The following is a 12,354-nucleotide window of genomic DNA, read 5'->3' on the forward strand; positions in this document are numbered from 1 at the left end:
CTTCAAACCCAAACAAAGCTAATTCATAGGGAACATTGCCTTCTGCTATTACTTTTACACACTATAAAAGCAACTTGGTTGCAAATATATACATACTTATGAGATTTCCAAAGAATTAGAGCAAAAAAAACGCATCTTTTTCAGATGCGCTTTTCTATACTTTTTAATGACTTACTTCGCCAAGGCTGCTTCTAAATCTCCCAAGAGATCCTCAATATCCTCTACACCAACACTCAAGCGAATTAACGAATCGGTAATTCCGATTTTTAAACGCTCTGGTTCAGGAATAGAAGCATGGGTCATCGTACTCGGATGGTTAACCAAACTTTCGACACCACCAAGTGACTCTGCCAAGGTAAATACCTTTGTATTTTCAAGGAAGGTAAAGGCTGCTTGCTGACTTTCATCTTTTAATCTAAAAGAGACCATTCCTCCAAAATCATCCATTTGGTTCTTAGCGATTTCGTGATTTGGATGTGATTCCAACCCTGGATAGTACACCTCAGCTACTTTCGGGTGTTTAACCAAATACGCTGCAACTGCTTTCCCGTTTTCACAGTGACGCTGCATGCGTAAGTGAAGTGTTTTTACACCTCTCAAAGCTAAAAATGAATCCATAGGTCCGGCTACTGCACCTCCTGCAAACTGAATAAAGTGCAACTCTTCAGCGAGTTCAGCATCTTTTACCATCAATGCTCCCATTACCAAATCAGAGTGCCCTCCGAGGTACTTGGTAGCTGAATGCATCACGATATCCGCTCCTAAATCAAGAGGACGTTGTAGATAAGGTGTTGCAAAGGTATTGTCTACTGCAACCATAATCTCCGAATTCACTGCCTTTACTGCCGCTGTTATTCCGGCAATATCCGCAATTTTCATCAACGGATTGGTAGGAGTTTCTAACCAAACTAATTTCGTTTTATCCGTAATTGCTTCGGTTACATTTTCAACGGAATTCATATCTACAAAAGTAAATTTCAATCCGTACTTACTAAATAAGCGGGTAAACATTCTGTAGGTACCCCCGTACAAATCATCACCTGTGACTACCTCATCTCCTGGATTTAACAAGCGCAATACACAATCTACGGCAGACAATCCCGAAGAAAAAGCGAACCCACGAGTTCCATTTTCAATTGCTGCAAAAGCATCTTCTAATGCTGTTCTTGTCGGATTTGCCGCTCTTGAATATTCATATCCTTTGTGAACCCCTGGACTCGATTGAGCAAAAGTAGAGGTTTGAAATATTGGAGGCATTACTGAGCCAGTGGCTTCTTCGTGCTTTTGTCCTCCATGTATGGTTTTTGTATTAAATTTCATATCGTTCATTTAGTCTACAAATTTACAAAACATTACACCAACTTTCGCAAAGCCATAATCACACCGAGGTGGATTCCTTCGTGCAAATTATTAAAGGCTAAGGCTGTCTCTATAGAGTCCAACACAAAACCGGTGCTCGTTTCATAGGTAGTATACTCAGTAAAAATTCCGGCTTCAAAATCTTCTTGCAAGGTATCTGGCAATCCGAGTAATAAGTCCTTTACTTCCTCAAATGCTTCCTCTGTAAACGTTTCTGTTGGAGCCGTTCCTTTTCTGTAGTTTTCAATCAACTCATCAGGTACCAAACAAGCTAATCCCGATAATTTGTAATGTAACAACTGTTGTGTAACTACCAAGTGCGCTACATTCCAAGCGATGTTATTTTTAAATCCGGTTGGAATAACGTGTAACTGTTCTAATGTCAATCCATCGATTAAACGCAAAACGAGTTCTCTCGATTTTTTTAATACCTTAAATTGTGAATCCATTTTTCTGATTATTTTAGCTCAAATATATTATTTAAAGACTGATATAAAATGAAGAAAGTTTATTTTTTACAAACCTGCGACACTTGCAGAAGAATACTCAAAGAAGTACCCTTAGAAGGCTTTGAAAAACAAGAAATAAAATCGAACCCAATCACCGCTGATCAGTTGGAAGAAATGTATGCTATTAGCCAGAGTTACGAAGCCCTCTTTAACAAACGCGCGAAATTGTATCGCGAAATGGATTTAAAAAATCAAGCACTTACCGAAGAGGACTACAAACAGTACTTACTTGAACAGTATACCTTTTTAAAGCGCCCGGTATTCTTGGTAGATGGAAACATTTTTATTGGAAATAGCAAAAAGGTTATCGAAAATTTACAAAACGCCTTGTAATAAAAAAGAGAGCATCCTTTTACCGATACTCTCTTTCCTTTCATTCTCTGCCCTCTTTCTTCTTATTCTTCTATGATAAATTTCCCTTTGTATTTACGCTTGTTATCATCTGTGAGTTGATAGAAATACACACCTGGAGTTACTTTTGGTGAATTGTACTCTATCGTTTTCCCATTGTTAACAGTTGGAAGGACGGCTCCAAATACTTGTCTTCCTAGCATATCATACACAGATAAACTTGCTTTATTTGCTGCTTGTGGCAACTGTATGAACGTAGTTTGGCTAAATGGATTCGGATAATTTACAACCGATGTTGCCTCTAATACTACCTCATCTGTTGATAAAGTTCCAGATGATTTGAATGCTAAGTTTTTGACATCATAAGCAAAGTTTACAGGGTTTGCATCTGTTCCTTTCACCGAGAACATCACCATTTTGATTTCATTAATGGTACCATTGTTTTTACCTCCCGGATTTTCGAACTTACTAAAATCAATGCTAATTAAGGTCTCATCGGAAGTTGCTGGTACGGTATACTTCCACCTGTTTTCCCACTTATCGAGATTTGGAATTACCAACGATACTTCAATTTCAACATTACTTTTCAAGTTAAACTGAACACTTTCAAACTGTTTGGTATTCATCGACAAATCTCCTGGTTTTGGATACCTGAACACATTAAACACACCTTTCGTCTCCGCAGCTACCGCTACACTTCGCTCCATTTCATAAACATCCGTACTCAGGTCTTCTGTCTGTTCTAAAATTTCAAATTTATTCAATGTCACCTTCGCGGCATCGTAATCCGATCCCCAAGTACCATCAGCGAGGTAAACATTATCTGCTGAGTTATTGTCTTTATTGATGATGGCAAAACCACCGTCAAACATAAATCCTGTATCCAACTCAACTGACTGATAAAAGGCTCCTGTCAATGGAATTGTTTGTTCCGAATTATTGTAAGCTGCTTGCTCTGATTTACGAATATTTGCGTTGATCGTAACCTGATTGGTTTTCGATTTATTGATAAAATCAATTTTCAATTTTTTATTTCTATAGGTTGCTGCACTCACAAACACCGTCGGAATGTACTTGTCCACATCTGCATTGGATACGAGTGTCTTTTCATCTGCTAATTTCCCTGTAATATGACGCACCAAGTGCGCTACTTGTCCCATTGAATTCCCCCAAAGTTGGAAGTTGATGTAGTCACCTGCCGGATAATCACCAATATTCCACAAGCTATACAGCGTATTTTCAGAGGCTCCCTTCTTGATTGAGAAACTCACGGTGTATTCTATAGCGCCATTCGCTCTTTTGATGATCGAGAATATAACTCTGTGATTGTTGATTACTACAGGACGTACATCTTTGAGTATCGAACCATTTAAACGGTCACAAATATGTTTAGAATGATCGTAAATTCTAGCATCTGTTGTGGTTACCAAACCTGCTGAAACTCGTTCATTGTTGAGATAATAATCGACAGAAAATACATCTGTTGCGTTGGAATAGGCCGTAGGGTCAGAAGAGGTAGACACCAAGGCTTCTTCTACTTCGAACATTCCTTTTTCTGGGAAATAATTATCCAGTCCCATCCCACGTTGTGCGTAGCTCTTCAAAGCTGATTGTCTTGCTTTGGTACTCGCTTGTTTTTCGCTTGCTTTCAAACGAGAAATATTTTTCAACGCCATTTTACCTGTGAGGTCTCCTTTACTTTCAAACCCTCCAAGGTTGGCTGTATACACATCTGTCGATGTATCCGAGCTAATTACATTGGTCGTCGTGATATCACTGTAATTGGTTGCTGTAATATAATAAAGTGCATCGTTAAAGTCATGATCACACCATGAATGCTCTCTGTTGATATCTTCAAATCCCAGAATTACCAACTCGTGATCGTCATCTTTGATCAGCACATTGTGGTGTCTTTTAGAGATGTCACTTTCTGGATTAAAATTCGGATTCGAAAATAGACGCCAGTACCCGTTGGTAACTCGACTTCCATTCCACCCGTTCGCCAAAACCACAAAACCAATACCAGTACCTGCATCAAAGGTTCCGAGTTTTACCTTATCACCAGCCTGCAATCCTCCTCCACTTCCGAGTTTAGAATTGTTTGGAAAGATAATCGTAATATCTTCTGCTTCTGGAGCCGTTGTTGGCGGATTATTAAGATCGTAGGTATAAAAACCAATCACATTTCGAAAACCAGCTCCTTCGTCAACGAAGGTCATGAATACATCTGTTTGTTGCGTTACAAAAATATCACTGTCGTAACCTGAAGTAATATAATGTGGATTATAACTGGGAACCTGAAAGGTTTCGGGTAATGCATTGTTAATAAGTTCGAGCGTTTCTGTTGAAACGTTGTCACCTGGACTTTCCAAGTAATCTGGAGTACCGTTGGAACTGTAAGTTCCGAGGTAATTAAAGTTTTGAGCGGGGACAGCCCAGAAACTTAATATAAGAATGATTGAGAATAGAGTTGTTTTCATAATACACGGTTTTGATAATTTCAAAATTACAAGGACAACACTATTTAACTCATTGATTTTCGGTGAATTGCAGTTTTCTATCGATAAACTGATTAAAATTCGTGTTATCCAGACAAAACACTGATAATCAACACCCAACAACTTTTAACAAAACACTACAAAATCATAACTTTATTGTATAAAATTGAGAAAATACACTCCTTAGCGCGCTTTTAGAATGCCTCTCGGCACTACAACGAAAATACCTGAGGTATTCCCCTAACTATTAGAACTGTTGTTAACAACACCTCCTCTCCAACACGACAGTTTTCAGTTAACTTTAATAACTGTTCTGCCATGTTTTGAAAAAAGGTTGAGAATTTAAACTCTAGATTCCTTCCTATCAATAATCAAATAGAGACCTGAATACACCGAACGAACCATCATTAAAAAAGCAGCAAAAGCTGGATTTCATATGAATTCTAAGATTAATGGCATTGCTCTTGAAAAATTCAAAAAATTGACAGGCACTGGTATTCATGGAAATCACCCAGCTTATGATACCTTTGTTCAGAAAAAATTAGATGAATTCGTTCGAAAAAAACCTAACTTTTCACCAGAAAAATCAATGGAATTTTTAGAAATACAGCTTATTCCTCAATTATTACGATATATTGATTTAGCAAAAAACTCAGGATTAAATCTAAATGAATTTTTTAAAAATTTGATATAATGAACTATTATACCATCGACTGGGATTACAGCAATTTAACCGTTATTGGACATTATCCACAAACTACATTCAAAAAGGGGTATGATCCTTCCTTACCTAATGGATTTTGGCAAATTAACCCAAATGAATTCCCTAATTTTTCGCCACACTTAGAACTGACCATACATAAAAAAGCAAATCCCACAGACTTTATTCAACGAAATGTTAACTTTGGAATGATTATTAGTAAAAATTTTAAACGTATTCTCTGTCAATTTAATCTTCCTCCCTACAAGTTGTACCCTATATGTGTTTTCCACAAAGGGAAACAACTTGAATACTATTGGTTTCATTTTATTGTAACATCTTTCTTCTCACAACTGGATAAAACAATATCAAAAGCATCAATATACAACATAAAAAAAATACCCAATGAACCCGTTTCAAATATTGACCTATCATTAGATCTTGAACAACTAAAGGAAATAGATGCATCACTTCCTTGGTATCAAGAAATCAAATGGGAGCAATTATCATTTACCAACTCATTTCCCCAGTACGACGTTTACGAAACACAGTTATTTGATTTCAACACACTTATTAGCGAACGATTACTCTCCACCCTACTAAATGAAGGAATGAATGGATTTACTTATAAACTTTATGATAAAATACGATGATTTAAACCTATAAAAAACTATAAATAAACCCATTAGGACATATTATTAATTGCTACGAAGTGCTGTACCTAGCATTCTTCGCAATGCTATAATTTCTCTTTGCCGATGTACATTGTAACGGTGATTTCACTTTACTGCCACAAAAAACTAGTCTTTTCAGAAAAGTGAAACTGCTCGATGCAATTTCAAAGGTCTGCATGGGAAATAATACTGAACCAAACAAATCGAAGAACTAATAAGAAACTAACTCAAAATTTCCTATACTCAGCTATTTTGATAATAATAGCATAAATATTTCAGTGGAATCTTTCAACGCTAAAATCAACGTTTTTAGAGTACAATTTAGAGAGGAAAAAATGTAGTTTTCTTCCTTCACTGATTAAAACTGGTTTTTGCGTAACCGCAACATTTAGGAATGATCCAAAACAAAATCAGCAATTTCTAAAACACAAAAAAAGCTTCGAAATCTACTGATTAAGAAGCTTTTTTGTTGGCCTACAAGGACTCGAACCTTGAATATCGGTACCAAAAACCGGTGTGTTACCATTACACCATAGGCCAATGTAAAGTATTTTTTGCTTTGAGCAACCTTACAATTCTCGTACAAAGATACAAAAAAATTGTTGGCCTACAAGGACTCGAACCTTGAATATCGGTACCAAAAACCGGTGTGTTACCATTACACCATAGGCCAATTGCTCATTGCGGGTGCAAATATAACATCTATTTTTATTTTGACAAATTTTTTTTGACTTTTTTCTTTTAACAGAACTTTATTCTGCTGTTGTTTTTCAAAATTATATTTTTGTTTTACCTAAAAAACGCTAGTAATTAGTACATTCGCGATAACTTATTTTTAAAAAATTATATGAACGATTTCAACTATAAAAAATGGAACTTACTTCTCGGATGGGTGACATTTGCCGTGGCCTTAGTGACTTATACCTTGACCTTAGAACCCACGGTTAGTTCTTGGGATTGTGGAGAATACATCTCAACAGCTGTAAACTTAGAAGTAGGACACCCTCCTGGAGCCCCGCTTTTTCAAATGCTTGGAGCTTTCTTTGCGATGTTTACCAACGACCCTAGCAATTGGGCATATATGGTGAACTTTATGTCAGGGCTCGCCAGTGCTTTTACCATTTTATTTATGTTTTGGACCATTACCAATTTGGCAAAACGCATGGTAAGCAAAGAAGCAAACCTCACAGCAGATCAAGGCATTGCCGTTCTCGGAAGTGGTGTTGTGGGAGCCTTAGCTTATACTTTTTCAGATAGCTTTTGGTTTAGTGCCGTAGAAGGAGAAGTATACGCCATGTCGTCGTTTTTAATGGCCTTATTATTTTGGTTAGGCCTCAAATGGGAAGCGGATCTATCTACTCCTCGAGGAAATAAATGGCTCGTTTTAATCAGTTTTGTCGTCGGACTTTCGTTTGGAGTGCACATTTTATCGCTCTTGGTAATTCCGGCCATTGTAATGCTGTACTTCTTTAAAACCTATAAAAACATCACACTGAAAACCACCGCAATAGCAACGGTGATAGCTATTTTTGTTTTGGCTTTTGTGTTTAAACTCTTATTCCCTTACACGCTGAAATTCTTTAGTGTTTCGGAATTGTTCTTTGTGAATTCTTTTGCCTTGCCTTATAACTCAGGAACTATCATTGCAGGAATCGTCTTAGTCATTTTATTTATTGTCGGCCTGCGACGCACTCGTGAAAAAGGAATGGTTACTGCCAACACCCTTATTTTGTCGATCTTATTCATCATGATTGGATTTTCTTCTTGGTTAATGTTACCTATTAGAGCCAATGCAGATACTATTATCAACGAAAATAATCCTTCAAGTGCTCGTGAATTACTGGCCTATTACAACCGTGAGCAATACGGTGATGCCAATGTTTTTTACGACAAGTACTATTCTTATGCGTACCGTCAGGAGAAGGACGCGGCAAATCCATTGCGCGATGACAAACCTAAATACGAAAAGAAAGACGGAAAATACGTTATTGTAAACAAGTACAAAAACGTACTTCCTAACTACTCCAATAAACACAAAGGGTTTATCCCTCGTATGGTAGATCCTGGTGCAGAGAAAAAATACAAAGAAATTGCCGGTATTCCAGCCCGCAGTACACGACGTCCAACTTTTGCTGAGAACATGCGCTTTATGCTGAGTTATCAGTTCGGATATATGTACGGGCGTTATTTTATGTGGAATTTTGTAGGTCGTCAAAACGACATTCAAGGCCACCTCGACATGGAAAATGGGAATTGGTTAAGTGGAATCACTCCTATTGACGAGTTCTTTTTAGGTTCGCAACAACACCTCCCTGATCATATTAAGAATAACAAAGGGCGAAATACCTATTTCTTCTTACCGCTGATCTTAGGAATCATAGGTCTGTTCTATCAAGCTCGAAAAGATGTAAACAACTTATACATCTTGGGGCTCTTTTTCGCCTTTACTGGATTTGCGATTATTTTCTATACCAACCCCAAACCCTTTGAACCTCGCGAACGCGATTACGCCGTGGTAGGCTCGTTCTACGTATTTGCAATTTGGATTGGATTTGGTGTTTTATCACTTTATAATTTCTTTAAAGAATACGGAAATAAACGCAGTATTGCCATCGCTGTATCGGCCATTTCCTTACTGGCAGTCCCAGTACTTATGGGCTTCCAAAACTGGGATGACCACGATCGTGCAGATCGCTATATTGCACAATTAAACGCGCAAACTTATTTGGAAAGCTGTGACCCTAACGCCATCATCTTTACCATTGGTGACAACGATACGTTCCCGCTGTGGTACATGCAACAAATTGAGGGCGTTCGACGCGATATCAAAATTGTCAACACCAGTTTGTTTCAAACGGATTGGTATATTGACCAAATGAAGAAGAAAACCTACGAGGCCGCGCCTATTCCTTCTCGTTTAAAACACGATCAGTACAAATACGGTACGCTTGATGTAGCTTATCACATCCCGCACCCTCGCTATAAAGATTCCATTATGTCGCTAAACGATTTTATGCGTTGGATAGAGCACGACAGCGATGTAACTTACTATATTGACGAAGAAAATGATATCAGGGAAAAGTACTACCCTACAAATAAAATCCGTATCCCTGTCAATAAAGCCAATGCCATTAAATCAGGTATCGTTCGTCCAGAAGATGCGGATAAGATGGTAGACTACATCGACATTACCATCGATGAGCAAGCCATTACCAAGAACCGTATACTCATGCTAGACATCTTGAATAATTTTAACTGGGAACGTCCAATCTACTTTACAGGAGGTGCTAGCGCAGAGGATGAATACATCTGGTTAAAAGATTATTTACAGCTAGATGGGATGGCCTATAAACTCGTTCCTATCAAAACACCCAACAACGGAAAGTCAATGTTTGAAATGGGACGTATCAATCCGGAGCGCATGTATGAAAGCGTTAAAAAGTGGGATTGGAAAACCATCAATAACGGTGCTATTTACATCGATGAGCAGAGCAAGCGAAACGCCATTTCTATGCGTAACAATCTCATGCGTTTATCGGAAGCCTTTTTAGATAAAAAAGATTCAGTAAAAGCTAAAGATGTGTTGGATTTATCGCTGTATAAGTTGCCTATAGAAGATTTTGGACACTTCAGTTTATCACTTGGGTATCCTGAGTTATACTACAAGATTGGCGATCAGGATTCGGCACGTAAAACTGCGGAGACCCTGTTAAAAATCATCAAGCAAAACTTGGAATACTACTATACTTTCAACGAACACGATTTCTGGATGGTCAATGAAAATACGAGTACGAATTTGTACATGTTCCAAGAATTATTACAACAGATCGACAAATACGATACTGACGACGAATACAAATCAAAACTACTTCGCGAATACTTCAAGTACTACCAACTTTTTAGACCGATACCGGATCAAGAGATGCTAGAAAAAATGAACGAAGCAGATAGTATTAAGCCTTAGTGACATGAGGTTTCCAGCAAAAACACCAGGTATAATTCAGCGGTATTACTCGCAATTTACCTGGTGTTTTTCTTTTACAGAAAAGACCATATATCTCACTTTTGACGACGGTCCTATACCCGAGGTAACGGAGTTTGTACTTTCAACACTCCGACAGTTCAATGCACAGGCAAGCTTTTTCTGCATCGGTGATAATATCGCCAAGCACCCCGCTATTTTCGAGCAACTCCTACGCGATAACCACACCATAGGCAACCACAGTTTCCACCATGTAAATGGATGGAAAACACCTTTATACCGATACCTGCACGAAGTGAATTTGACAGAAGAACAGTTCGAGATGCACGGAGTTACTTCTCGTAAATTATTTCGTCCTCCTTACGGAAAAATAACACGCAAACAAGCGGCTGCCTTAACGGACCAAGGATTTTCTATAATTATGTGGGATGTATTATCAGCTGATTACGACCAACGGTTACGTCCTGAACAGTGCACCCAGCGCGTAGTTAGCCATGCACAGCCCGGTAGTATTATCGTATTTCACGATAGTTTAAAAGCTCGAAAAAATTTAGAATACAGCTTACCCAAGGTATTGAAGTACTTTACAGACAGGGGCTATGTATTCAAAGGAATTTAGAAGTATTGCTGCACCAAACCGATCAAGGTATTGGCGTCTTGTTCGCCTGTTTGACGCCACTTCATTTCTCCATTTTTGTAGATCATAAACGTGGGATTTCCTTTTACGCGAAGCGCTTCTGCTAAAATCTCGTTCTTGCGAATATCGATTTTAATCACCTTCGCTTTGTCACCAAGAGCAGCAGCCACATCTCGAAGCGTATCTAAACTCGGTTCAGTATCGCTCCAATCTGCGTAAAAATCAATCAACACAGGTTTGTCAATGCTTATGATTTCACCAAACTTTGTCATTATTAATAGTTAATTTTAGTCTAATTGTCTAAAAATACTAATTTTTTGTTAGTATTTTGACATTCCCTCCTTAAAATGACTTAAAATTAAGCTTTTTTTAATGTTATCACTGTTATTTCAGGCCAAATCCCTACACGACCAGGAAACGCGTGGTAGCCAAAACCTCTGTTTACATTGATGTAACGACCGTATTCCTCATACAAACCGGCCCACTGCTTGTACACGTATTGCGATGGACTCCAACGAATTAACCCAGGAATTTCAATTCCAAATTGCAACCCATGAGTATGTCCGCTCAAAGTAAGCTGATAATTGAAATCGTTCTTTTTTACCTTGTACTCCCAATGGCTAGGATCGTGGCTCATTAAAATTTTAAAATCTTCACGGTCTACTCCTACCGTCGCTTTTTCCAAATCACCTGCTTGGTTAAAACCTTTTCCCCAGTTTTCAACTCCTACCAAGGCCAATCGTTGTCCGTCTTTTTCTATAAAACGATGCTCGTTACACAACAGTTCAAAACCAATTTTTGGATGCACGTCTTTTACCGCCTGGAAATTGGCTTTTTTCGCTTCTTTTGATTCCCAATCGGCATAATCACCATAATCGTGATTTCCTAAAATTGAATACTTCCCCATAGGGGCATTTAAGCGTTTAAACGAGTCGATCCACGGATCCATTTCTCTCGCAAAATTATTGACGATATCTCCAGTAAACAAAATCATATCCGAGGCCTGCTCATTAATCAAATCAACGGCGTACTCTATTTTTTCCTTGTTGTCAAAACTCCCAGAGTGGATGTCCGTAATTTGCGTGATGGTCATCCCGTCAAAGGCCTCGGGCAAATCTGGGAAACTCAATTGGTAGGTCAGAACTTTAAAATTGTACTTCCCTTTAAAAATCCCATACAAAATACTCGCCAACGGAATGGCTGCAATACCGAGCGCCAGCTGTGATATAATTTTTCTTCTCCCTCCTAATTCGCGCGTCGGAGACGAAGCTACTGCCGAAATACCCTTTCGAACCCAGCGGACAATATCTTCTCCTAACAGCACTAGTACCAACAAAATCTTAGGTAAGAGTACCACTAGCAAAAATCCCACTGCCCATTGAAACTGTTTGGTTTGTCCATCACTTCTATCATAAGTGAACAGCACCCAATAAAAATTTAGGTAAGCCAGTAAGCTGGGTAACAGCCACAATCCTCGCAACCATCTATTTTTAGTAAGCGTTTTTATTACTTGAAAGGCATAGCTTTCAATGACCAAAAACAAGGTCAGAGACACTAAGAAGGGAATTATCCAACGCGACATAAATCATTAAATTTTAACTCGGTAAAGATACTGGGAAAAGCCAAAATCTATTTTTAACATCT

The 12,354-nt window shown here is 38.3% G+C and carries 10 protein-coding genes and 2 tRNA genes; 5 read left to right on the plus strand and 7 right to left on the minus strand.

Annotated elements, in window-relative coordinates; genetic code table 11:
• Positions 1-171: 171 nt before the first annotated feature.
• The gene (locus tag ACKTS5_RS18500) at positions 172-1,320 is read right to left on the minus strand and encodes a cystathionine gamma-synthase (protein ID WP_408045376.1); all 1,149 of its coding nucleotides are present in this window, start codon (positions 1,318-1,320) and stop codon (positions 172-174) included.
• Positions 1,321-1,352: 32 nt separating this feature from the next.
• On the minus strand, positions 1,353-1,808 hold the full coding sequence (locus tag ACKTS5_RS18505; protein ID WP_408045377.1) for a DinB family protein: 456 nt from the start codon (positions 1,806-1,808) through the stop codon (positions 1,353-1,355).
• A 48-nt stretch (positions 1,809-1,856) separates the two neighbouring features.
• Here ACKTS5_RS18505 and ACKTS5_RS18510 point away from each other — a divergent pair, with 48 nt between their 5' ends.
• Complete coding sequence (locus ACKTS5_RS18510) at positions 1,857-2,201, plus strand: arsenate reductase family protein (RefSeq protein ID WP_408045378.1); 345 nt, start codon at positions 1,857-1,859, stop codon at positions 2,199-2,201.
• A 62-nt stretch (positions 2,202-2,263) separates the two neighbouring features.
• Here the strand turns inward: ACKTS5_RS18510 and ACKTS5_RS18515 are convergent, their stop codons facing one another.
• Complete coding sequence (locus ACKTS5_RS18515) at positions 2,264-4,699, minus strand: DUF4114 domain-containing protein (protein WP_408045379.1); 2,436 nt, start codon at positions 4,697-4,699, stop codon at positions 2,264-2,266.
• Positions 4,700-5,153: 454 nt separating this feature from the next.
• Between ACKTS5_RS18515 and ACKTS5_RS18520 the strand changes: the two genes are divergently transcribed.
• Positions 5,154-5,411: a hypothetical protein gene (locus ACKTS5_RS18520; protein WP_408045380.1), complete on the plus strand. Its 258-nt coding sequence runs from the start codon at positions 5,154-5,156 to the stop codon at positions 5,409-5,411.
• Positions 5,411-6,070 (plus strand): hypothetical protein, encoded by a 660-nt coding sequence (locus tag ACKTS5_RS18525; RefSeq protein ID WP_408045381.1) that lies wholly within the window; start codon positions 5,411-5,413, stop codon positions 6,068-6,070. Before ACKTS5_RS18520 ends, ACKTS5_RS18525 begins: the two co-directional genes overlap by 1 nt.
• 490 nt (positions 6,071-6,560) lie before the next feature.
• Here ACKTS5_RS18525 and ACKTS5_RS18530 read toward each other — a convergent pair.
• Positions 6,561-6,631, minus strand: a tRNA-Gln gene (locus ACKTS5_RS18530).
• Positions 6,632-6,693: 62 nt separating this feature from the next.
• A tRNA-Gln gene (locus tag ACKTS5_RS18535) sits at positions 6,694-6,764 on the minus strand.
• A 174-nt stretch (positions 6,765-6,938) separates the two neighbouring features.
• Here ACKTS5_RS18535 and ACKTS5_RS18540 point away from each other — a divergent pair.
• Together ACKTS5_RS18540 and ACKTS5_RS18545 are read left to right on the plus strand one after the other, a co-directional pair.
• A complete protein-coding gene (locus ACKTS5_RS18540; RefSeq protein ID WP_408045382.1) occupies positions 6,939-10,055 on the plus strand; it encodes a glycosyltransferase family 117 protein in 3,117 nt (1,038 codons plus the stop codon).
• Positions 10,056-10,059: 4 nt separating this feature from the next.
• Positions 10,060-10,692, plus strand: coding sequence for a polysaccharide deacetylase family protein (locus tag ACKTS5_RS18545; protein ID WP_408045383.1), 633 nt, complete (start codon positions 10,060-10,062; stop codon positions 10,690-10,692).
• On the opposite strand, the gene ACKTS5_RS18550 is transcribed toward ACKTS5_RS18545, so the two are convergent.
• Together ACKTS5_RS18550 and ACKTS5_RS18555 are read right to left on the minus strand one after the other, a co-directional pair.
• Positions 10,689-10,982 carry a thioredoxin family protein gene (locus ACKTS5_RS18550; RefSeq protein ID WP_408045384.1) on the minus strand — a complete coding sequence of 98 codons (294 nt, stop codon included), beginning with the start codon at positions 10,980-10,982 and terminating at the stop codon, positions 10,689-10,691. The genes ACKTS5_RS18545 and ACKTS5_RS18550 overlap by 4 nt on opposite strands.
• Before the next feature lie 86 nt (positions 10,983-11,068).
• Positions 11,069-12,292: a metallophosphoesterase gene (locus ACKTS5_RS18555; RefSeq protein WP_408045385.1), complete on the minus strand. Its 1,224-nt coding sequence runs from the start codon at positions 12,290-12,292 to the stop codon at positions 11,069-11,071.
• Positions 12,293-12,354 lie beyond the last annotated feature (62 nt).

The sequence above is a fragment of the Tenacibaculum litopenaei genome, assembly GCF_964514025.1.
GTDB lineage: Bacteria > Bacteroidota > Bacteroidia > Flavobacteriales > Flavobacteriaceae > Polaribacter > Polaribacter litopenaei.